The organism is Brevundimonas sp. TWP2-1 (genome assembly GCF_049897645.1).
Classification (GTDB): Bacteria; Pseudomonadota; Alphaproteobacteria; order Caulobacterales; family Caulobacteraceae; genus Brevundimonas.
Window position 1 is genome coordinate 1,601,927 of record NZ_JAFCWR010000001.1, and the last position, 21,375, is coordinate 1,623,301.

Here is a 21,375-nt window from a genome sequence, read left to right on the forward strand (position 1 = left end):
GTCGCGAAGGTGTTTCTTGCCGCAGGTCGATCAGGGTGACGGAGGAAGCGTAACCGGGGATCACATCATGTTACGCGCACGGGGTTGAATCGCTTGCGTGACCGCTCCATTGAGACGGCCGACCTATATACCGCTCAACACCCTATCGTTCAGAGGAGCTTCCCCATGACCGTTCGCGTCGCCATCAATGGTTTCGGCCGCATTGGCCGCCTTGTCCTGCGCTCGATCATCGAACACGGCCGCACGGACATCGAAGTCGTGGCGATCAACGATCTGGGTCCGGTCGAGACCAACGCCCACCTGTTCCGCTATGATTCGGTCCACGGCCGCTTCCCCGGCACAGTGACGACCGGCGAAGACTGGATCGACGTCGGCACGGGCAAGATCAAGGTCACGGCCGAGCGCGACCCCGCCAACCTGCCGCACGCCGAACTGAAGGTGGACATCGCCTTCGAATGCACCGGCATCTTCACATCCAAAGACAAGGCCAGCGCCCACCTGAAGGCCGGAGCCAAGCGCGTCCTGGTCTCGGCCCCCGCCGACGGCGCCGACAAGACCATCGTCTTCAAGGTCAATCATGAGACCCTGACCGCCAACGACATCGTCGTGTCGAACGGTTCGTGCACCACCAACGCCCTAGCCCCGGTGGCCAAGGTGCTGAACGACCTGTTCGGCATCGAGCGCGGCTATATGACCACAATCCACTCCTACACCGGCGACCAGCCGACGCTGGATACGATGCACAAGGATCTGTACCGCGCCCGCGCCGCCGCCCTGTCGATGATCCCGACCTCGACCGGCGCCGCCAAGGCCCTAGGCCTGGTTCTGCCGGAACTGAAGGGCAAGCTGGACGGCTCGTCGATCCGCGTCCCGACCCCGAACGTCTCGGTCGTCGATCTGAAGGTCGTCTCCGGTCGTGACACCTCTGCCGACGAAATCAACGCCGCGCTTCAGGCCGCCGCCGACGGCCCGATGAAGGGCGTCCTGTTCACGACGACCGAGCCGCTGGTCTCCAGCGACCTGAACCACATCGCCGCTTCGTCCACCGCCGCCCTGCCCCAAACCCAGGTCGTCGACGGCAAGCTGGCCCGCGTGCTCAGCTGGTACGACAACGAATGGGGCTTCGCGACCCGCATGGCCGACACGGCCCTGGTGATGGCGAAGTTCCTCTAAAGAACCCGCTTCCCTCTCCCGGCGGGAGAGGGCTTGAGCGCACGGCGGCGCAAGCCGCCGTTCTGGCGCGAAAGGGTGAGGGTCACGGTGTGCGAACTGGCCCACCGCCTGTCCCTCATCCGTCTCGCTCCGCGAGCCACCTTCTCCCGATGGGAGAAGGATCATGAGAGATTGAAGCCATGACCTTCCGCACCCTCGACGACGCCAAAGACCTCGCCGGCAAGACGGCCCTGGTCCGCGTGGACTTCAACGTCCCGATGGAGGGCGGCAAGGTCACGGACGATACCCGTCTGCGCGTCGCCCTGCCGACGATCCAACGCCTGCGCGACGCTGGCGCCAAGGTCGCCCTGCTGGCCCACTTCGACCGTCCCAAGGGCCAGCGCGTCCCGTCGATGAGCCTGAAGCCGGTCGTGGATGATCTGGAGAATCTGCTCGGCGCGCCAGTCCGCTTCGCCGACGACTGCATCGGCCCGGACGCCGTGGACGCCATCCGCGACCTGGACGCCGGCGGCGTGGTCCTGCTGGAGAACGTCCGCTTCCATGCGGCGGAAGAGGCCAATGATCCGGTCTTCGCCCAGAAGCTGGCGGACCTGGGCGACCTCTATGTCAACGACGCCTTCTCGGCCGCCCACCGCGCCCACGCCTCGACCGAAGGCATCGCCCACCACCTGCCCGCCTACGCCGGCGAATCCATGCGCCGCGAGCTCGATGCGCTCGACGCCGCCCTGGGCAATCCGCAAAAGCCGGTTCTGGGCATCGTCGGCGGGGCGAAGGTCTCGACCAAGCTGGACCTGCTGAAGAACCTGGTCGGCAAGCTGGACCGGCTCGCCATCGGCGGCGGCATGGCCAACACCTTCCTGTTCGCCCAGGGAATCGACATCGGCGGCTCTCTGGCCGAACGCGACATGGCCGACACGGCGCGCGAGATCATGACCGAAGCCGAGGCGCAGGGGTGCAAACTGCTGCTACCCGTCGATTTCGTGGTCGCGACCGAGGTCAAGCCCGGCGCCGCCTCCCGCCCCGTCATCGCCGGCGCCGCCCTGTCGGCTGAGGACAAGATCCTGGACGCCGGTCCGGCCACGGTCGCCCGCCTGCTGGAGGCCCTGACGCTTTCGAAGACCCTGATCTGGAACGGCCCTTTGGGCGTGTTCGAAGTGCCGCCGTTTGACGCCGCCACCGTGACCGTCGCCCGTCATGCCGCGGCCCTGGCCAAGGCAGGGGTGCTGGTCGCCGTCGGCGGCGGGGGCGACACGGTCTCGGCACTGAACCACGCAGGCGTGTCGGACGACATGACCTTCGTCTCCACGGCCGGCGGCGCCTTCCTGGAATGGATGGAGGGCAAGCCGCTGCCCGGCGTCGAGGCTCTTCGCGTCTGATCGACGGCGATGCAGGCGGATCACGCCTGCGTCCCGGCCTTCCGAATTCACGCTGAAACGGCTGTAACGCGGCGTGACTTCGTCACGGCTCGCGGCTAGTCTCTTGCTCAATCAAAAAAGACTATTCGGCTCAGGAGACTATCACCATGGCGCGCATCACGCTGCGACAGCTGCTCGACCACGCGGCAGAGAACGACTACGGCCTGCCCGCCTACAACATCAACAATATGGAACAGGGTCTGGCGATCATGGAGGCGGCCCACGAGGTCAACGCCCCCGTGATCATTCAAGCGAGCCGAGGCGCCCGGAACTACGCCAACGACATCGTCCTGGCCAAGCTGATCGACGCTCTGGCCGAGCTCTATCCTCACATCCCGGTCTGCATGCACCAGGACCACGGCAACGGCCCGGCGACCTGCGCCACCGCCATCCAGTACGGCTTCACCTCTGTGATGATGGACGGCTCGCTGGAAGAAGACGCAAAGACCCCCGCCAGCTACGAGTACAACGTCGACGTCACGCGCCGCGTCACCGAGATGGCCCACGCCTGCGGCGTCTCGGTCGAGGGTGAACTGGGCGTCCTGGGCTCGCTGGAAACCGGCATGGGCGAGGCCGAGGACGGCCACGGCTTCGAAGGCAAGCTGGACCATTCGCAACTGCTGACCGACCCGGACCAGGCCGTCGATTTCGTCGCCGCCACCAAGGTCGATGCGCTCGCCATCGCCATGGGCACCAGTCACGGCGCCTACAAGTTCTCGCGCCAGCCGGATGGCGAAGTCCTGGCCATGAACGTGATCGAGGAAATCCACCGCCGCCTGCCCAACACCCACCTGGTGATGCACGGCAGTTCTTCCGTGCCTCAGGACCTGCAAGACATCATCAACCAGTACGGCGGCGAAATGCCCCAAACCTGGGGCGTGCCGGTCGAAGAAATCCAGCGCGGCATCAAACACGGCGTGCGCAAGGTCAACATCGACACCGACAACCGCATGGCCATCACCGGCGCTATTCGTAAAGCGTTGATGGAAAAGCCGGGCGAGTTCGATCCGCGCTACTATCTGAAGCCCGCCAAGGAGGCGATGAAGAAGCTCTGCATGGAGCGCTACGTCCAGTTCGGCTGCGAAGGCCAGGCCTCGACGATCCGCACGCTCTCCACAGCCCACATGGCCAAACGCTACGCTTCTGGCGACCTGGATCCGTCCTTCCGCGGCGCCTCCGTAAAGGCGGCTTGATCGGGGGCCGCCTAAGCCACGTCTAGACCGGGTAGCGGCCGCTCAGTTCGCGCCGCACCCGGCGAACGTCCGCCCCTCGCGCAAGCGGCCGGTCGTGCTAGGGAGGCCCAGTGTCCGACCCTGACCTGATCGACGACGAAGACCTACCGCCCGCCTCCACTCCTGCGGAGTTGCTGGAAGCCCGCATCGACGCGTCCGGCGTCCGCCTGGACAAGGCCCTGGCCGAAGCCTTTCCGACCCTGTCGCGCGCCCGTCTTCAGGCCCTACTGGCCGAAGGCGCCGTCACCCGCGACGGCGCGGTCCTGACCGGCGGGTCGGCCAAGGCCCAGCCCGGCCTGTACGTCGTCGCCCTGCCGCCCGTCGCGCCCGCCACGCCCCAGCCGCAGGCCATCCCCCTGACCGTCCTCTATGAGGACGCCGACCTGATCGTCATCGACAAGCCTGCGGGCATGGCCGCCCATCCGGCGCCCGGCACGCCTGACGGCACCCTGGTCAATGCCCTTCTGGCCCACTGCGGCGACAGTCTGTCGGGCATCGGCGGCGTCGCCCGCCCTGGCATCGTCCATCGGCTGGACAAGGACACTTCCGGCGTCATGGTCGCCGCCAAGACCGACCGCGCCCACCAGGGTCTGTCGGCCCTGTTCGCGACCCACGATATCGAGCGCACCTATATCGCCCTGACGCGCGGCGCCCCGTCGCCGTCCAAGGGCCGGATCGAGACCCGCATCGGCCGCTCCAGCGGCGACCGCAAGAAGATGGCCGTGCTCAAGGCCGGCGGACGCGAGGCGATCACCGACTATGTCGTCCAGACGACCTTCGGTGAACCCGCCAGGGCCGGGGGCGCACCGCTTGCCGCCCGCGTCGCCTGCACCCTGCACACGGGCCGCACCCACCAGATCCGCGTTCACCTGTCGTCGAAAGGCTCGCCTATCCTCGGCGACGCCACCTATGGCTCCGGCAGTCCGGCGATTCACGTGCGCGCCGCCATCGCCGAGGCGGGCCTGGCGCGCCAAGCCCTCCACGCCGCCGTCCTCGGCTTCGTCCATCCCGTCACCGGCGAACAGATGCGCTTCGAAACCGCACCCCCGACTGATATGCATCGCCTCGAAGTCCTGCTGTCCGAACTCTGAGACCCGCCATGCTCGATCCAGAAATCCACGACAACGCCGCGCTGAAACGCTACGAACTGCCCGTCGATGGCGAGGTGGCGATCGTCACCTACAACCTCTCGCCGCCCAATCTTATGATCACCGAAACCCTGGTCCCGGAGCGGCTAGAGGGCCAGGGGATCGCCAGTCGCCTGGCCAAACATGTGCTGGCCGACGCCAGGGCGCGAGACCTGCTGATCCTGCCGGTCTGCCCTTTCTTTTCTGCCTATCTGCAGAAACACCCCGAACACGCCGAGGCGGTTCACCCAACCTATCGCGGCATCCTGGGGATCTAGGATCCGGCGCCGAACACCCCGGCCATGGCCATCACGAACAGGCCCACGATCGCGATGGCCGACACGCCCGCGGCGACCGCCCCCACAGCGAGGACGACAATCAAGACCTGTTCGCGCACGCTCTTTTTCATTGTCGCGTTTTAGACTCCCGGCTTGCATCTCGTCCAATACGCACATCTTGAATAGCAACTGACAAAGTTCTATATAGAACTTCGAACGGCGCGAGTGGCGCCAGGGTCACGGTCACGCTTTCGTGTGACGATCCGCCCCTAAAAATGGCGGCAACCCATCGCTACTTCACCGGTTGAGGGGTGAGACTTCGGCGCACGCACGGTGGCCGATGACGAAGAGCCCGCTCGTTCAAGACGGTCGGAGGGACCTGTATATGGCTGCCAATAGTACGCTCGCGGTGATGTCGCCTGAACAAGGCCTGTCGCGTTATCTGACGGAAATCCGCAAGTTTCCGATGCTGACCAAGGACGAGGAGTTCATGCTGGCGAAGCGCTGGTCTGAGCACCAGGACGCCGAGAGCGCCCACCGTCTCGTGACCTCGCACCTTCGTCTCGTGGCCAAAATCGCCATGGGGTATCGCGGCTACGGTCTGCCGATCGGCGAAGTGATATCCGAGGGCAACGTCGGCCTGATGCAGGCCGTCAAGAAGTTCGACCCGGACAAGGGCTTCCGCCTGGCCACCTACGCCATGTGGTGGATCCGCGCCTCGATCCAGGAATATATCCTGCGCAGCTGGTCGCTCGTGAAGATGGGCACCACCGCCGCCCAGAAGAAGCTGTTCTTCAACCTGCGCAAGGCCAAGAGCCAGATCTCGGCCTTCGAGGAAGGCGACCTGCATCCCGAACACCTCGCCGCCATCGCCACCAAACTGGGCGTCAGCGAGGAAGAGGTCACCAACATGAACCGCCGCCTCGGCGGCGACGCCTCGCTGAACGCGCCGCTGCGCGCCGACGGTGAAAGCGAATGGCAGGACTGGCTGGCCGACGACACGGCTGTGTCTCAGGAAACCCAACTCGCCGAAGACGAGGAAAAGGGCATCCGCATGAGCCTCCTGCAAGAGGCCATGGAAGAGCTGACCGACCGCGAGAAGCACATCCTCACCGAACGCCGCCTCAAGGACGGCCCCGTCACCCTGGAAGAACTCGCCGGCCAGTACGGCGTGTCGCGCGAACGCGTGCGCCAGATCGAGGTCCGCGCCTTCGAGAAGCTGCAAAAGGCCATGCGCGCCGCCGCCGAAGAGCGGAACCTCGTCGACGCCTGATCGAGAATAACCTGTCGCGCTCTATCGGCGCGACAGGTCTCTATCGGTTCAGGACGCCCGCGCCATCGGGGCCGCCTGCTCTGCAACCTTCGCCGCTGCGACCACGGCGCCGATCGGCTGAGCCAGCCCGACCTTGGTCACCTGACCACCGGCCAGATAGGCTTGCAGCGTCGCCACGACCATCGCCAACTTGGCGTCGGCCGTCTTGATCGCCAGACCGTTCAGCGTCTCGGCCTGCTGTCGAATGGCGCGCGTGGCTTGCGACGGATCCTGATCGAACTGCGACAAGGCCGAAATCAGGATGCGGATCGCCTGATCCTTCACCTCGGCTGGCCCTCCGCCTGCCGTACCATCGCTGCGCCGCTTGCGCGCACCGGAAAATTCTCCCGAGTTGAATCGCCGCCGATCCGGCCCGACATAGCCGACCGCCTCGATCCAGGGCCGGGGCTTCAACGCCACGTTCTCGACCCGCTTGAACAGGTCGCCGGTCGTGAAGGGTTTCCTCAAAAACTCATGAATGCCGGAATCGCGCGCGCCCTTGATGGCGGCGGCGGTCGCCTCGCCCGTCACCATGATAATCGGCGACATGCGGCATGCCATGCTCGACCGGCGCACCCGCCGCGCCAGCGTCTCGCCGTTCAGCGCCTCACCGGACCGCTCGGTGAAGATCACGCCCGGCTCGACGTCGCGCAGCAGCTCCAGCGCCCGCTCCTCGTCGGTCTCGGCATAGACCTCGCGGGCGCCCATCCCCTTCATGATGTCCGTCAGCAGTCGTGCGGACGACAGGTTGGGATCGACGATCACCACCCGCCTGACGGCGGGTTCGATGCGGCTCAAGGTTCTGGCGTTTGCGGCGAACACGTCCGTCTCCCGGTTGGAGCCGTTATCCTTACCGCGCGCTGGTTAAAGCCTGTTGAATCAAGGAAACCGCCGCCTCAGCCCTGGAAGGGATCCCGCATCAGGATCGTGTCGTCCCGCTCGGGGCTGGTCGACAGCAGGGCCACCGGCGCACCGATCAGCTCTTCGATCCGCCGCACATATTTGATGGCGTTGGCGTTGATGTCCTTGAAGCTGCGGACCCCGGCGGTGCTTTCGCTCCAGCCTTCCAGTTCCTCGAAAACTGGCTCGGCCGCCGCCTGGGCCTTCAGACTGGACGGCAGATAGTCCAGCACCTCGCCATCGACCTTGTAGCCGACGCAAATCTTCAGCGTTTTCAGCCCGTCGAGCACGTCCAGCTTGGTCAGGGCGATGCCGTCGATGCCGTTGATCGCCACAGACTGGCGCACCAGCACGGCGTCGAACCAGCCGCAGCGACGCGCCCGACCGGTGTTCACCCCGACCTCGCGCCCCACGGTCGCCAGATGCTCGCCGACTTCGTCATTCAGCTCGCAGGCGAACGGACCCTCGCCGACGCGGGTCGTATAAGCCTTCACGATGCCCAGCACATAGCCGACGCCGCGCGGCCCGATGCCTGATCCAGCGGCCGCCTGGCCCGCCACCGTGTTGGAACTTGTGACATAGGGATAGGTGCCGTGATCCACGTCCAGGAAGGCGCCCTGCGCCCCTTCGAACAGCACGCGCTTGCCGTCCTTCTGCGCCTGGTCCAGCACGCGCCAGGCCGGCTTCACATAGGGCAGAATCTTGGGTGCGATTTCCAGCAGTTGCGCCAGCAGCGCCGCCGGATCGATCGGCTCCAGCCCCAGGCCCGCGCGCAACGGATCGTGATGCGAGCGCAGGCGGTCGATCTTGACCTTCAGATCGTCTTCATTGGCCAGGTCGCAGACGCGGATGGCGCGACGCCCCACCTTGTCCTCATAGGCCGGGCCGATGCCGCGTCCCGTCGTGCCGATCTTGGCGCCCGGCGCGCTCGCGGCGGCCTCGCGCGCCACATCCAGCGCAGGGTGGATGGGCAGGATCAGGCAGGCGTTGTCGGCGATAGTCAGGATGTCAGGGCTGATGGCCACGCCCTGGGCCTGGATCTTCTCGATCTCGCCGACCAGATGCCAGGGATCGACGACCACGCCATTGCCAATGATCGACGGCTTGCCCTGCACGACGCCGCTGGGCAGCAGCGCCAGCTTGTAGACCTTGCCGTCCACGACCAGCGTATGGCCCGCATTGTGACCACCCTGGAACCGCACGACCATGTCGGCGCGGTTGGACAGCCAGTCCACGATCTTGCCCTTGCCCTCGTCGCCCCACTGGGCGCCGACCACCGCTACGTTCGCCAAAGCCGTCTCTCCGCATTGAATGCGGGCGCAGCCTATAGCGGGGGAATCATCCGATGTCGTCCCTCTAATCCTCTCCCGCGCAGCGGGGGAGGGGGACCACGAAGTGGTGGAGGGGGCGGACGCGCCTCCGACCTACGCCCAGGTCGCAAGAAACCAATCTGAAAGGCCGGGCGCGCTATCCGCCCCCTCCACCATGCTGCGCATGGTCCCCCTCCCCCGTTCCGCTTCGCTACTCGGGGGAGGATTGCAGCGCCGCTTCGAACGCCCATTCCAGCCAAGGCGTCGCCGCGACAACATCTGCCGTCTCGACCGTGCAACCGCACCACAGACGCAGCCCGGGCGGGGCGTTGCGGTGCGGCTCCATGTCGAACACGGCCGCCTCGCCTTCCAGCAGGGCCTTGAACCGCGTGACGAAAGCCTTCTGCGCCTTGGCGTCCAGCGCGGCGATCCGCGCGTCGGTGAACTTCAGGCAGACCGACGTCGTCGACCGGATTTCCGGCCGATCCGGCAGGAAGGCGATCCAGTCGGTCTTTTCGACCCACTCCGCCAACGCCGCATAGTTGGCGTCCGTGCGTCGGATCAACTCGCTCAGGCCGCCTATGCCCTTCGCCCAGTCCAGAGCGTCGATCCAGTCCTCGATGGTGAGGATCGAGAAGGTGTTGATCGCCACCCCGTCCGCCAGCGCCCGGTCGAACCCCTTGCCGTCCGTCAACCGCAGCAGCTTGGGTATCGCCCGATCCGGCCGATACCCATCCAGCCGCGCCACCGCGCGCGGCGACAGCACCATCACGCCGATGCCCGCCTCGCCGCCCAGCGCCTTCTGGAAGCTGAAGGTCACCACATCCAGCTTGTCGAACGGCAAAGGCATGGCGAAGGCGGCCGAGGTGGCGTCGCAGATGGCCAGCCCCTCACGATCGTCGGCGATCCAGTCGGCGTCGGGCACGCGCACGCCCGAGGTCGTGCCGTTCCACGGAAACACCACGTCCTTGGACCAGTCCGCCTGGCTCAGATCCGGCAGCTCGCCCCACGGCGCCGTCAGGGCCTCGGGCTCCAGCCCCAGATGATCCTTTACGTCCGCCAGCCACGTCAGGCCGAAGTTCTCGAACGCCACGACCTGCACCGGCCGCTGCCCCAGCATGCCCCACAGCGCCGCCTCGACCGCGCCCGTGTCCGACCCTGGCGTATAGAGCATCACATGGCTCTCGGGGACTTCCAGCACCTCGCGGGTCAGCCGCAGGCCATGCGCGAACCGCTCCACCACCTCCGGCGCCCGGATGCCGCGTCCCAGCAGATCGGACGGCAGGCCCGCCAGGCTGTAGCCCGGCCGTTTCGCCGTCGGCCCCGCCGAAAACCACGGCCGCGCCGGCTTCACATCAGGCTTCACGCTCATGCTCTTTCCCCTTGGCGCTACCGTGCTTCGCGCTGCTTGAGCGCGCTCAACGTCCCGGCGTATAGGGCCGCTTGGCCCGCCATTCCTCGGCGAACTTGGTCAGGGCCTCGTCCGGCTCCTCCGGCAGCGTCACCACCAGCCGCGCCAGCAAATCCCCGCGCTTGCCCGTCGCATAGGCCCCCCGCGCCTTCAACCGCAGGATCTTGCCGGAGTTCGACCCCGCCGGGATCGTCATCTGCACCACGCCCTCGGGCGTCGGCACCCGCACCTTGGCGCCCAACACCGCATCGGGCACCGACACCGGCAGATCCATAGTCAGATCCGCCCCGTCACGCTTGTAGATCGGATGCGGCTCGATCTTCAGCTCGATCAGGGCGTCGCCGTTCTCGGCCCCGCGCCCCGGCGAACCCTGACCGCGCAGGCGTATGGTCTGGCCTTCCGACGCGCCCTTGGGAATGGTCACGTCCAGCGTGCGCCCGTCCGAGAACTGGATCCGCCGCGTCGCCCCCGCGATGGCGTCTTCCAGGCTGATGTCCAGCGTCGCCTTCACGTCCTGCCCGCGCGACGTGAAGTCCCGCGCGCCGCGCTGACGCCCCGCCCCGCCGAACATCCCGAACAGGTCGTCCAGGTCGACGCCTTCGAAGTTCGCTCGACCGCCCGGCCCGCCGCCGAAACCGCCGCCCGCACCACTCTGGCCGAACGGACTGCCGCCCGAGCGACCGCCCCCGCCGAAGCCGCGATATTGTTCGTTGCCGTCGTTGTCGATCTGGCCGGCGTCGTATTTGGCGCGCTTCTCGGCGTCGCCCAGAATGTCGAAGGCCGCCGTCACCCGCTTGAACTTGTCCTCGGTGATCTTGTCGCCGGGGTTCTTGTCGGGGTGCAGCTCCTTGGCGAGCTTGCGATACGCCTTCTTGACCTCGTCCGCGCTCGCGCCCTTCGAAACGCCCAGTTCCTTGTAGGGGTCGCCTGCCACGTCCGTTGCCGCTCCAACTGAAAAGATCGAGAGGCCGTCAGTTAAGCCATGCCCCGCCCCGCGCAAAGGGCCGGACCCGTCATTTGCTCAGATCAGCCCGATTTCCGCCTCCACACCCCAGCCGAAGCCCTCGCCCCACTGCGCCACGGCGATCCGCGCCGTCGCTGTCACGCCTTCAGGGAAGTCCGCCGCCAAGGCAGCCGCCGGATAGAAGGCAGACAAACCCTCAACCTCCATCGTCCGAACCCCGACGCCGCCGTCCAGCACTCTCAGGCGGAACCGCATCGGATCGACCGCTGCAGGCTCCCCGTCCCAGCCGTCGCCGAACAGCCGCACACGCGGCGTCCACCGAATCGTCAGCCCGTCCGCACCGGCAGCGACCGCCAGTCCACACGGCGACCAAGGCCGGTCATCCACGCCCTTCGACTGAAACACCGTCTCGGTGAACCCCGCCCCGCCCGGCGCCGCCCCGGTCGGCCCCGCGCGACAGACCAGCGGCAGGCCACGCTCCCCCCGCCCGATCTCCGCCCGCGCCAGCCGGTCGTCCAGGAACACCACGACCGATCCCGCCCCGGCGCCGGCCCGCATCTCGACCTCGGTCCCCTGCTGCCCCCGCAACAGGCCCTCCAGCCGCCAGGTCCCCGGCCCGACCAGCACCGCCGACCGATACTGCACCACCTCCCAGCCCGCCGCCGTCTCGACCGCCAGCGCATTGCCGCCGCCCAGCACCGCCGCCGCGACCGCGCTCTCGGGCGCCGCCCCCTCGACCCGCACCACGACCGCATGGACCTCGTCCCAGCGATGTCGCACCCCTGGCTCCAACGCCTCGACCAGCACCCCGACCGTCGCCGGCGTCTCCACGTCGCCACGCGCCGTCAGCGTCTCGGCCGACGCCCCCGCATGCAGCCGCATCGTCCGCCAGGGCTCCGCCGCAATCGCCACGACCGGCCGCCCATCCTCCTCGCGCCCCATCAGGGGCGGCAGGTCCATCACCCTGACGAACGGCGCCCCGACCACGGCGGGCGTCTCACCCCCGCGCCAGACGCCATCGTCCTCCACGACCCGCCGCGAGGCTACCGGCTCCAGCACCGCCGACGGCGTCTCGTCCGCCGTCGTCCGGATCACCCGCCAGTCGCCCGCGACGCCGTCCAACCGCACCCCGTCCCCCGGCTCCAGCCGCAAGGCCTCCAGCGGCCCCAGCGCCAGCGTCTTCGCCTCCACGCCGTCCCCGATCAGCGCCCGTTCCGCCGCCGCCTTCGCCAGCCCGCCGCCGCACACCAGCGGCAGGTCCAGATCCACCCCGCCGCCCGTCGCCGCTGCATCGTCCGACCGCACGACCACGGCGCCCGTCTGATAGTCCACCGTCTCGTCGATGAACCGCACCCGCGCCTCGCCCGCCCGCGACTCCAGCGTCCGTGTCGTCGCCTCCGCCCCCCCGGTCTCAAGCAGAGCCAGCGCCTCGCCCGCGACCTCGACCACCGTCTCCACACGCCCCAGCACGGCGACCCGTCCATCACGCTCCGCCGCCACCGCATCGAACGCCGCCAGCAGCGGCTCCAGCGCATCGCGCGTCCGCATCGGCCGATCGATGACATAGCCGGCCGCCGCCCCCTCAACGCCCTCGACCGCCATCTCCTCCGGCGTCAACCCTCTCCGCGCCAGCACCGCCTCGATCAGGTCGCGTCCGTCCCCCGCCAGCCGCCCGTTCAGCCAGTGCCCGGCCCGCCACGCCCCTGCGTCGGCCCAGACATCCCCCCGCGCCGGAAACGCCGGATAGGGCCGCGCGTCCCAGCACCAGGCGTCCGCCCCCGCCAGCATCCGCCCGCCATAGACCGCCGAAACCGGATTGTTCTCAGGCGTTGCGTAATGCCCGAGCACCGCCTCCAGCGCCGCCCGCTGCACCGCATCGTCGCGCTCGCCCGTCGATCCCGGCGGCAGATGGCTCTCGCTGCTCTTGGGATCCTGAAACAGGTTCGGCGCATTGCCGCCCCGGTCCACCGCCGCACAGCCGAACTCCGACAACCGCACCGGCTTCATCCCCGGAACCCAGGCCGTCGGCGTCGCCGACCTCACCCCGCCCGGCCGGTCATGATGGAGATTGGACCACCACCCCTTCAGATCCTTGGGCCGGAACAGCCAGTCCTCGCCGTGCGCCGTGTCGACGATGGGGGTCCTTGCCTGCGCCGCCCGATCCGCCTCGTCCGCATAGTACCAGTCGAACCCCTCGCCGCCCGTGACGCCCGCCGCCAGATAGGCGGGGTCCGACGCCCCATCGAACGCCGCCGCGTCTGCGCCGCCGTCCCCCTCGCGCCAGTCGGTCAGCGGCGGATACCAGTCGATCGACACATGATCGATGTTCAGATCGGCCCACAGCGGGTCCAGATGGAACACCACCTCCCCGCCCGTCTGCCGCCCGAAATATTCGCTCCAATCGGCCGCATAGGACAGTTTCACCCCCGGCCCGACCACCGCCCGACACGCCGCCGCCAGCGCCCGGAACTGCTCGACCGCCGGAAAGCCCCCGGCCGCATCCCGCGTCCAGGTCACGCCCCGCATCTCCGACCCGATCAACAGGCCGTCCGCCCCCTCCTCGGCCGCGATCCGCGCATAGTGCAGCGCCATCCGCCTCAGGCCCCAATCCTCGGTCCCGCCGAACAGGGCCGCGATCTCCCCCGTCGCCCCCGACCCATCCACGCCCGCCACCCGTCCACGCCACGGATAGCCGGGGCAATCCATGAAGACGAACGGATACAGCGTCACCTCCAGCCCCCGCGCCTTCAACTCGCGGATCGCCTGCCGCACGCTCTCGTCCGACGGCGTCCCGCCATAGGCCGGCGCCCCGTCCACCTGGCTGACTTCATAGGCGTCTTCGCGCGCCACCCCCGCCACGGACCAGGCCATCGGCTCGGTCGGCTTGTCCCTTCGCTCCACCCCCGGTCGCACACGGCATTCCCCGGCCCTCAGATCGCTGCCGAACCACCCGATCACCAGACTGACCCGTTTCAGGTTCGGCAGCTGCGCCTGCAACTGGTCCAGCGATGCGATCAGGTCCGCCCGACCCTCGCCGTTATGCACATTCTCGGGCCGCGTCCGCGTCAGCCCCTCGCGCCGCACCACCGCCTCGGTCGCCAGGGCGAACTCCCCCGCGCCGGGGATCAGGCAGACGCCTTCCAACAGATCCTCCAGCCGCGCCGCCTGCCCCCTCGGCCGCCGGAACACCTCGAAACTCAACTGCGGAACCCGGTCCCCGAACGGCCCCAGCGGCAGATCCTCGAACACCACATAGGCCGTGCCGCGATAGGCCGGAGCATCCCCCTCCACCGCCTCGATCAGCGGATCCGGCGTCTGATCCTCGCCCCCGCGATACACCCGCATCGCCACGCCGCTCAGGTCCATCAGCTGCCCGTCGGCCCAGACCCGGCCGATGCCGTCGATCTCACCCTCGCATAAGGCCACGGCGAAGCTCAGCGAATAGACATAGTCGACCGTCTTCGGCCCGCCCTTGCCCGCCCGCCCCTTGGCCTTGTTCTCCAGAAACCGCGCCGCCCAGATCACCTGCCCCGTGACCCGCGCCCGCCCGAACACACAGGCCATCGGCGCCCCTTCCGCCGTCCCCTGCACCTTCAGGGCCTCCAGCCTCGGCCCGACCTGCCGCGCCGGCCCCAGCGAACTCACCACGCGATTGTCGATCGCCCGCCCGATGGTCGAGCCGATCACCCGCCCGATCGGCCCACCGACCGACTGACCCACAGCGCTCAGTACGACTTGCGCCATGCTTCAACCTTCTGTCTTGCTATCTTATCTCAACGGAGCAGAAACGATGGCGAACGCCACCCGGCGCACCTGGCTCGAAAGGAACATCCTGTGGCTGTTCCTCGGCGGGCTGACGGCTTTGATCGCCGCCTGGCTTCTGCTTTTGCCCCTGTTTCTATACGCTCAGGCGCGTCTGAAAGCGGGCGCGACGCCCTACTGCCTCTATGTCCCCAACCCACACGATTACGGAACTCATCAAGTCACGCAGCTGCGGGAACTCGCTTGGCCGCGTGAGCACAAGCGCTGTGGCGGAGCGGGCCCTTGCGACTGGAAGTTTGAGTTCCACGCCGTACTTTCCATCGCGGACCGCACGGACAACTCACTCTACAACTGGTCCTATAGTCAGTTGGGCTTCCGTCCGATCACCCCATTCGCGCGGCAAACCCTGCATCATGGTCAAGATCGCTGCACGCCGAGGCGGGACTTCCTCGGCGGCCTGCCATGGTGAATTCGGGAAACCGGAACACGGCGACCAGCCTTCGCCGCCACCACGTCCCCATCCAGCTCTCCACCACCGCCCGTCCCCAATAGGCGTGAATCATCCTCGGCTCCGGCCCGCCGCAGTCGCTCAGGATGGCGCAGTGTTTCACCGCCGCCCCCGGCGACATGCGAAACAGCAGCACGTCTCCCGCCCGCATCTCATCGACCGCGACCGGCCTCAACCACCGCCCCGCCGCATCCAGCAGTGTCTCGCGCCCACCGACCTCAGCCCAGTCCGCCGAATAGGCCGGCAACGCCTCCGGCTCCTCGCCCGCCACCTCGCGCCACACACCGCGCACCAGCCCCAGACAATCCGCGCCCACGCCCTTCACACTGGCCTGATGCCGATACGGCGTGCCGAGCCACGACCGGCCCGAAGCGACAACCGCCGCCGCACAGACTTCTCCCTCCCCCTGCGGGGGAGGGGGGTCGAGCCGGAGGCGAGACCGGGTGGGAAGGGCCAGGCGACCCACGCCCGCTCCCCCTGCCGCCCCCACCCGGTCGCTTCGCGACCACCCTCCCCCGCAGGGGGAGGGAGAGTTCTTCATCGTCCCCCTCACCGCCGGCTCCCGCCGTCGTTCCGCGCGCTCCCCGCCGGATACGCCGTCAGGAAATCGTCCCCCGGCACATCCGGAAACCCGCGAAAGTTCGCCCCATTCCCGAACGTCTCGACGCAGGTCTCCCACCGCTTGTCGCAGACCCGTCCCGCCGTCTCCGCGACCCCGCACCTCTCGTCCCCAAGCCGCGCATCGCACATCCGCCCATAGGTCCGCCCGACCACCCGCTCCAGCTTCGCCAGCGGCCCCTCCAGCTCGGCGACGAACCCACCGCCCTCACGCCGGATCCGCGCCAGCGTCCCCGCCCACAACCGCACCCTCAAGTCCGGCCACGCCCAGTCCACCCGCCAAAGCTCGACCTTCGCGGCATCGAACAACCCCGCCGCCACATCCGCTTCGCTGATGGCCTCGTCATCCAGCGCCCCCGCCGCCGAGACCGATCCCGCCGCCAGCCCCACGGCGCTCTCTCCCGCCCCCGCCGTCCAGCCGCTCGCCGCCCGACAGACTGCGCCGTCCACCACCAGGTCCCGGTCATGATCGGTGAACCCCATCACCGCCCCGTCGGCCCGCTCCAGCCGCCAGACATGACAAAGCGTCGCCGCCCCGCTCTCGATGCGGGCGGCCATTTCTTCCGGTATGTTCCGCATGGTTCAGACCCGAACCTCGATCAGCGGCACGGCCGCCATCCGCCCGGCCTCGAAACTCTCCAGCGTCGTCTCGATCCGGTCGCTGTCGAACCGCACGGGCGTGTCGAACGCGAACCCCGCCGTCACCACGACGCCCGCCGCCGGCGCGCGCTCCAGCGTCACCATCCCCGTCGCCGCATCCACGGAAAACCCCGCCGTCTCGACGCCCCCGACCGCCACGCGCACGGACCCCGCGACTGGCTTGGCGATCGGCCGCTCCACGTCCCCATATCGCTTCACCAGATCGAACGCCGTCCGCGCCCCGTCGCCGACGCCCAGCACCTGATCCCCGGTCGAGACAGTCCCGCCCGGCGCGCACGACTTGAAGTCGGCGAAGTCCTTGAACCGGAACCCATACAGCCGCCCCCGCCGCGCCTCGAAGAAGGCGACCAGCTCGGCCATGTCGTCCAGCGATCTCAGGTTCGCCCCGATCAGATACCGCCTGCGCCCCAGCGCCCACGGCGTCGACCGCCGCTCGAACCCCGACGCCAGGGTCGTGATCTCCGTCCGACGCTCCACCCCGCCCGTCGAACCGAACGCCAGCCGCGCGGGCAGGCGCACCTCGTGAAAGGCGCCCATGATCACTCTCCTGTTGTGCAAAGCCGCCCGCCCGGTCCAAACCTTGGCGGCGGCGCTCAAGCCGCGCCTTTTCAGGTCCACGGCATTGCGAGGCGAAATTCTCAGCTACGATCCCCTGACCGGCGACGGCCTGATCAGCGGCGACGATCTTCAGCGTTACGCCTTCACCTCGACCACGGCCGGTCTCGAACCCGGTCGTCGCGTCGATTTCGTCGTTCAGGACGACCGCGCCCTCAGCCTGATGGTGCTGCGCGACGGCCCCCTGCCGCCGGCCTTCTATCCGCCCGAGCCCGATCTCGGACTATGGGGCTATTTCGTCCGCTGCATCACCGACCGATACGTCGACGGCATGGGCCGGGCCCGGCGCAAGGAATACTGGTCGTTCGCCCTGTTCCAGTTCCTGATCCTGATGCTCGCCTTCATGCCGATCATCGGCCTGGCCATCGCCGACGCCGAGACCGGCTATGACATGGAGGCCTGGGGCGTCGCCTGGATCTGCATCGTCGCCTTGATCTACTTCGCGCTCGTCATTCCCTACGTCGCCGTCGCTATCCGTCGCTTTCACGATGTCGGCCTCAGCGGCTGGCTGATCCTAATCGGCCTCGTTCCCTACGTCGGCGGCCTGTTCGTGTTCGTCGTCAGCCTCCTGCCCTCGCAACCGGCCGTGAATGTCCACGGCGCGCCGCCCGAGGGCCTGGGCCAAATCGGAGTTTGAGAGAAATTCTCAGGAACCGTTCGCCAAGCTTGACCTTTCAATCTTGTCAGGCGCACGTCGTCCGGCGAAGTTCGCAAACTGCCGCTCGGCGGCGACAACCCAGGAGACCTCCGTGCGCGGTGAAATTCTCAGCTACGACGCCACGACCGGCACCGGCCTGATCAGCGGCGACGACGGCGCCCGTTACGACTTCACCTCGGCCGCGCTTCAGTCGCCGGCCGTGCCCGCCGCCGGCGTCCGCGTGGACTTCGTGCCCGAGGGCGGCGTCGCCACCCAGATCCTGATCCTCGCCGGCGCGGCGACCACCACCGGCGTCGCCGGCGGTTACGCCGCTTCGGCCGCCTCAGCCGCCGTCGGTGCGCCCGGCTCGGGCTTCGACTTCCAGTCCGCCATGTTCTCGTTCAATGGCCGCCTGCGCCGCTCGCACTTCTGGATCGGCTTCCTGATCATCTTCGGCGCCAGCATCGTCGTGGGCTGGATTCCGTTCATCGGCGGGTTGATCTTGCTGGCCTTGGTCTGGCCGAACGTCGCCATTTCGGTGAAACGTCTGCACGACATCGGCAAGAGCGGTTGGCTGGTCGCCATTCCGTGGGTCGGAGGTGCGATACTCCACATCGTCGGCTTCACGATGATGGGCGCCGCTGTGGTCGCCAACGGCGGCAGCGCCGAATACTATGAGAACAACCCCGAGGCCGCCTTGGCTTTGATCGGGCCAGGTGTCGGCGCCTTCGCCTTGGCCGCCCTCTTGCCGCTCGCTGTCCTGGTCTGGATCGGCATCGCCGACAGCCAGAAGGGCGAGAACCGCTTCGGCCCGAACCCCAAGGGCGAATAAGCCTCATCGCGAATGACTTCAGCGCCGCCCCGTCCTCGACGGGGCGGCGTTTCTACATCCGCCGCGCGCCCAGGCTGACCACCCGCGCCAGCATCTGGGCGATCTGCGCCTCGGACCTCAGCAGGGCCGACGCGCCGCCGTCCACCGCCACATTGACCGTCACCCCACCGCTGCCGGAAACCGGCCCGATCTCGCCGCCCCTCGTCGGTCGAAACACCTCCGGCCCACGCTCTCCGACCAGATAGGCCCCGCCGCCCAGCACCGGCCCGCCGTCCGCCCGCGCCCCGCCGAAACTGGACATAGCCGACTGGATCGCGCCGCTCAGCCCCCCCTGCGATCCGGCAGCCGCATTGACCGCATTCAGCACCGCGCGCGCCAGTTCGGCCAGCGACACCTCACCATCCGCCGCCGCCCGCGCCAGCGACCGCGTCAGGCTGTCGCCCGCACGCCCGAACGCCTCCTCAATGGCGTCAGCCGCATCCTGCGCCGGCGCCTTGAGCGCCTCCAGCGCCGCCCCGGCCTCCGCTGCTCTCAACGCGACCTGATCGATCCCGTCCCGCCCGAACTCATCCGCCATCCGGCCCCCCCTCCATCAATCGCGCCAGCCCCTCGCGTCCCATCGGCGCCGTGCCGCGCGGGGCCTGCGTCAGCATCCGCCATTCCCTCAGCGACAGCCGCCAGAAGGCCTCCGGCGCCACGCCCATCGCCGCCGCCAGCCTCAGCATCTCGCCCCAAGGCGTCACTTCGCGGCCGCCGCGAACGCCTGCGCCACCGCGACCGCCGCCTCGCGCGGATCGACCGCCGCAACATCCGGCGCCGCCTCCCCGCCCCCGCGCAACACCGCCGCCAGCACCACCATCAGATCCCTCGCCGACAGCGTCTTCATCCGCTCCGCCACCGCCGCCAGCCCATCGACGCCCAGCCCCGTCTCGATCTCCGCCAACGCCCCCAGCGTCAGACACACCCGACGCCGCTCGCCGCCCAGCATCACCGCCGCCTCGCCCCGCGCCCCGTTCATCATCAAATCCTCCCCCATCGGGGGAGGGGGACCGCGAAGCGGTGGAGGGGGCCGGACGCCCCATCGCCGCCGAATGTCTCGCACCAAATCCGCATCAGCCCCCTCCACCATGCTCCGCATGGTCCCCCTCCCCCGATGGGGGAGGATTTCATCGCGTTCATATCGCGCTGAACCCGATAGCCCCCGCGCTGGCCAGGCTCAGCGCGAAGGTCGCCTCCCCCTCGTGCTCGCCGGCGTATTCCAGCGCCGCCAACAGGAACGGCCCCTCCAGCACGCCGAAGTCCGGCACGATCAGCCGCCACCGCTTCGCCGCCTGATCGAAGAAGGCCTCGCGCACCAGCGCATCCGACGCCGCATCGCGAAAGATGCCCTGTCCCGACACCGCCGCTGACTTGACGCCCGCACCCGCCAGCAGCTCGCGCCACCGCCCGGCGCTGTCGCCGTCGGTCGCATCCACCGTCTTGGCGTTCAGTGAAATCGTCCGCGCCCTCAACCCCGCCACTGTCGTGAACACGCCCGGCGCGCCCTCGATCTTCAGCAGCATGTCCTTGCCCGCCTGTGCGGTCATCAGCCTTCTCCCACTTCCTCGGTTACCGCCCTCAGCCGCACCACCGCATAGGTCCGCCGCCCGTCGCCCGCCCGGAACACGTCCGCGAACGTCGCCCTCAGCGTCGCCGTCCGCACGCCGTCGGCCTCCAGCACCGCCTCGTGCAGACACGCCCGCACCGCCGCCGCCACCGCCTTGGCCTCTTCCGATCCCGCGAACCGCGACACGCCCGTCAGGGTCAGCCTCTGCTCGACCCCGCCCCCGTCCGCCGCCACCGGCCGGCTCTCGCATCGCCCGATCACCAGATGCGGAAACGCGGCCTCATCCGGCGCCTGATCCCACACCCGCCCGCCCAGCAGAGCCGCGACCGCCGCATCCCCCTTCAGCGCCGCGACCACCGCCTTCTGCAGCGCGCTCTCGTGATCCCTCATCGCACCCGCTCCAGATCCAACTTCGCCCGCCCCGGCCGCACATCCTGCGCTGCGACAATCCGCCAGTCCGCCCCGCCGAACCGCAGCACCCGTCCGACCGCCAGCCGGGGATCCGCCCGCGCCTCGGCCCCCATCGTCTCGACTGACCGCCTCTGATCGCCCTCATCGCGTTCGGTCCGCCGACGCGCCCCGCACTTCAGCCAGGCCGACCCGACCGCCTCGAACGTCACGCTGCGCCCGCCGTAAGGCGTCTCGGCCTCCACCGGCTGGAACAGCCCGGCCAGCACCCTCACAACCGCACCACACGATACGGCGCGATCCACCCTTCCACGGGCTCGATCTCCACCGCCTCCCCCCGCTCATAGGCCCGCAGCACAAGCATCAGGATCGCCAGCCGCAACGGCGCCGGCGAGGTCGATGTCAGGCTCAACCCCACATCCCCCTCGACCTTCGCCTGCGCCGCCTCGATCAAGGTCTGGATCAGCCCGTCCTCGGCCTCATGCTCGACCCTCAGAAACAGCTTCGCCTCCGCCAGGCTGACGGGTTCTGTCATGTTGGAATCTCCAAATATCCTCCCCTCTCCCAGCGGGAGAGGGCTTGAGCACACGACCGCTTGCGGTCGTTC

Annotated in this window: 25 protein-coding genes; 9 read left to right on the forward strand and 16 right to left on the reverse strand. The window is 68.5% G+C overall.

The window, feature by feature from the left end; all coding sequences use genetic code 11:
- The first annotated feature begins 165 nt into the window (after positions 1 to 165).
- The 5 genes from gap to ACP7BH_RS07935 all read left to right on the forward strand — a co-directional run bounded on the left by gap (position 166) and on the right by ACP7BH_RS07935 (position 5,225).
- Positions 166 to 1,173 (forward strand): type I glyceraldehyde-3-phosphate dehydrogenase, encoded by a 1,008-nt coding sequence (gene gap / locus ACP7BH_RS07915; RefSeq protein WP_425982301.1) that lies wholly within the window; start codon positions 166 to 168, stop codon positions 1,171 to 1,173.
- A gap of 179 nt (positions 1,174 to 1,352) precedes the next feature.
- A complete protein-coding gene (locus ACP7BH_RS07920; RefSeq protein WP_425982298.1) occupies positions 1,353 to 2,549 on the forward strand; it encodes a phosphoglycerate kinase in 1,197 nt (398 codons plus the stop codon).
- Between the two features lie 146 nt (positions 2,550 to 2,695).
- Positions 2,696 to 3,781 (forward strand): class II fructose-bisphosphate aldolase, encoded by a 1,086-nt coding sequence (gene fba / locus ACP7BH_RS07925; protein ID WP_425982295.1) that lies wholly within the window; start codon positions 2,696 to 2,698, stop codon positions 3,779 to 3,781.
- A gap of 110 nt (positions 3,782 to 3,891) precedes the next feature.
- Entirely contained in the window at positions 3,892 to 4,911 is a 1,020-nt protein-coding gene (locus ACP7BH_RS07930) for an RluA family pseudouridine synthase (protein WP_425982292.1), read from the forward strand.
- Between the two features lie 8 nt (positions 4,912 to 4,919).
- Complete coding sequence (locus tag ACP7BH_RS07935; protein WP_425982289.1) at positions 4,920 to 5,225, forward strand: GNAT family N-acetyltransferase; 306 nt, start codon at positions 4,920 to 4,922, stop codon at positions 5,223 to 5,225.
- On the opposite strand, the gene ACP7BH_RS07940 is transcribed toward ACP7BH_RS07935, so the two are convergent.
- Entirely contained in the window at positions 5,222 to 5,356 is a 135-nt protein-coding gene (locus ACP7BH_RS07940; protein ID WP_425982286.1) for a hypothetical protein, read from the reverse strand. The two genes, ACP7BH_RS07935 and ACP7BH_RS07940, sit on opposite strands and share 4 nt — an antisense overlap.
- 254 nt (positions 5,357 to 5,610) lie before the next feature.
- On the opposite strand from ACP7BH_RS07940, the gene rpoH reads away from it, so the two are divergent.
- On the forward strand, positions 5,611 to 6,498 hold the full coding sequence (gene rpoH / locus ACP7BH_RS07945) for an RNA polymerase sigma factor RpoH (RefSeq protein ID WP_425982284.1): 888 nt from the start codon (positions 5,611 to 5,613) through the stop codon (positions 6,496 to 6,498).
- A 48-nt stretch (positions 6,499 to 6,546) separates the two neighbouring features.
- Here the strand turns inward: rpoH and ACP7BH_RS07950 are convergent, their stop codons facing one another.
- From ACP7BH_RS07950 to ACP7BH_RS07970, 5 genes are all read right to left on the reverse strand, one after another.
- On the reverse strand, positions 6,547 to 7,359 hold the full coding sequence (locus ACP7BH_RS07950; RefSeq protein ID WP_425982282.1) for a response regulator: 813 nt from the start codon (positions 7,357 to 7,359) through the stop codon (positions 6,547 to 6,549).
- A 74-nt stretch (positions 7,360 to 7,433) separates the two neighbouring features.
- Positions 7,434 to 8,729, reverse strand: a complete 1,296-nt coding sequence (locus ACP7BH_RS07955) for an adenylosuccinate synthase (protein WP_425982280.1) — start codon at positions 8,727 to 8,729, stop codon at positions 7,434 to 7,436.
- Between the two features lie 229 nt (positions 8,730 to 8,958).
- A complete protein-coding gene (locus ACP7BH_RS07960; protein ID WP_425982277.1) occupies positions 8,959 to 10,119 on the reverse strand; it encodes a phosphoserine transaminase in 1,161 nt (386 codons plus the stop codon).
- A gap of 46 nt (positions 10,120 to 10,165) precedes the next feature.
- Positions 10,166 to 11,092: a DnaJ C-terminal domain-containing protein gene (locus ACP7BH_RS07965; RefSeq protein WP_425982275.1), complete on the reverse strand. Its 927-nt coding sequence runs from the start codon at positions 11,090 to 11,092 to the stop codon at positions 10,166 to 10,168.
- Between the two features lie 87 nt (positions 11,093 to 11,179).
- Positions 11,180 to 14,866 (reverse strand): baseplate multidomain protein megatron, encoded by a 3,687-nt coding sequence (locus ACP7BH_RS07970; RefSeq protein WP_425982273.1) that lies wholly within the window; start codon positions 14,864 to 14,866, stop codon positions 11,180 to 11,182.
- A 46-nt stretch (positions 14,867 to 14,912) separates the two neighbouring features.
- Between ACP7BH_RS07970 and ACP7BH_RS07975 the strand changes: the two genes are divergently transcribed.
- Positions 14,913 to 15,353, forward strand: coding sequence for a hypothetical protein (locus tag ACP7BH_RS07975; protein WP_425982272.1), 441 nt, complete (start codon positions 14,913 to 14,915; stop codon positions 15,351 to 15,353).
- Here ACP7BH_RS07975 and ACP7BH_RS07980 read toward each other — a convergent pair.
- From ACP7BH_RS07980 to ACP7BH_RS07990, 3 genes are read right to left on the reverse strand one after another with little or no spacing between them, the layout of a single operon-like run.
- Complete coding sequence (locus tag ACP7BH_RS07980) at positions 15,268 to 15,933, reverse strand: NlpC/P60 family protein (protein WP_425982271.1); 666 nt, start codon at positions 15,931 to 15,933, stop codon at positions 15,268 to 15,270. The genes ACP7BH_RS07975 and ACP7BH_RS07980 overlap by 86 nt on opposite strands.
- An 8-nt stretch (positions 15,934 to 15,941) precedes the next feature.
- Positions 15,942 to 16,589: a baseplate hub protein gene (locus tag ACP7BH_RS07985; protein WP_425982268.1), complete on the reverse strand. Its 648-nt coding sequence runs from the start codon at positions 16,587 to 16,589 to the stop codon at positions 15,942 to 15,944.
- Positions 16,590 to 16,592: 3 nt separating this feature from the next.
- Entirely contained in the window at positions 16,593 to 17,207 is a 615-nt protein-coding gene (locus ACP7BH_RS07990; RefSeq protein WP_425982265.1) for a phage distal tail protein, Rcc01695 family, read from the reverse strand.
- Here ACP7BH_RS07990 and ACP7BH_RS07995 point away from each other — a divergent pair.
- Both ACP7BH_RS07995 and ACP7BH_RS08000 read left to right on the forward strand, forming a co-directional pair.
- On the forward strand, positions 17,206 to 17,922 hold the full coding sequence (locus ACP7BH_RS07995; RefSeq protein ID WP_425982263.1) for a DUF805 domain-containing protein: 717 nt from the start codon (positions 17,206 to 17,208) through the stop codon (positions 17,920 to 17,922). The genes ACP7BH_RS07990 and ACP7BH_RS07995 overlap by 2 nt on opposite strands.
- 112 nt (positions 17,923 to 18,034) lie before the next feature.
- Positions 18,035 to 18,754: a DUF805 domain-containing protein gene (locus ACP7BH_RS08000; RefSeq protein WP_425982261.1), complete on the forward strand. Its 720-nt coding sequence runs from the start codon at positions 18,035 to 18,037 to the stop codon at positions 18,752 to 18,754.
- Between the two features lie 52 nt (positions 18,755 to 18,806).
- Here the strand turns inward: ACP7BH_RS08000 and ACP7BH_RS08005 are convergent, their stop codons facing one another.
- From ACP7BH_RS08005 to ACP7BH_RS08035, 7 genes are all read right to left on the reverse strand, one after another.
- Positions 18,807 to 19,331, reverse strand: a complete 525-nt coding sequence (locus ACP7BH_RS08005; protein WP_425982260.1) for a phage tail tape measure C-terminal domain-containing protein — start codon at positions 19,329 to 19,331, stop codon at positions 18,807 to 18,809.
- Positions 19,321 to 19,497: a phage tail assembly chaperone gene (locus ACP7BH_RS08010; RefSeq protein WP_425982258.1), complete on the reverse strand. Its 177-nt coding sequence runs from the start codon at positions 19,495 to 19,497 to the stop codon at positions 19,321 to 19,323. The genes ACP7BH_RS08005 and ACP7BH_RS08010 overlap by 11 nt, the downstream gene beginning before the upstream one ends.
- Entirely contained in the window at positions 19,494 to 19,775 is a 282-nt protein-coding gene (locus ACP7BH_RS08015) for a GTA-gp10 family protein (protein WP_425982256.1), read from the reverse strand. Before ACP7BH_RS08015 ends, ACP7BH_RS08010 begins: the two co-directional genes overlap by 4 nt.
- Before the next feature lie 154 nt (positions 19,776 to 19,929).
- The gene (locus ACP7BH_RS08020) at positions 19,930 to 20,340 is read right to left on the reverse strand and encodes a phage major tail protein, TP901-1 family (protein WP_425982254.1); all 411 of its coding nucleotides are present in this window, start codon (positions 20,338 to 20,340) and stop codon (positions 19,930 to 19,932) included.
- The gene (locus ACP7BH_RS08025; RefSeq protein ID WP_425982252.1) at positions 20,340 to 20,750 is read right to left on the reverse strand and encodes a DUF3168 domain-containing protein; all 411 of its coding nucleotides are present in this window, start codon (positions 20,748 to 20,750) and stop codon (positions 20,340 to 20,342) included. The genes ACP7BH_RS08020 and ACP7BH_RS08025 overlap by 1 nt, the downstream gene beginning before the upstream one ends.
- Positions 20,747 to 21,043, reverse strand: coding sequence for a phage head-tail adapter protein (locus ACP7BH_RS08030; RefSeq protein ID WP_426043336.1), 297 nt, complete (start codon positions 21,041 to 21,043; stop codon positions 20,747 to 20,749). Before ACP7BH_RS08030 ends, ACP7BH_RS08025 begins: the two co-directional genes overlap by 4 nt.
- Positions 21,040 to 21,303 (reverse strand): head-tail connector protein, encoded by a 264-nt coding sequence (locus ACP7BH_RS08035; protein WP_425982248.1) that lies wholly within the window; start codon positions 21,301 to 21,303, stop codon positions 21,040 to 21,042. Before ACP7BH_RS08035 ends, ACP7BH_RS08030 begins: the two co-directional genes overlap by 4 nt.
- Positions 21,304 to 21,375: the final 72 nt, after the last annotated feature.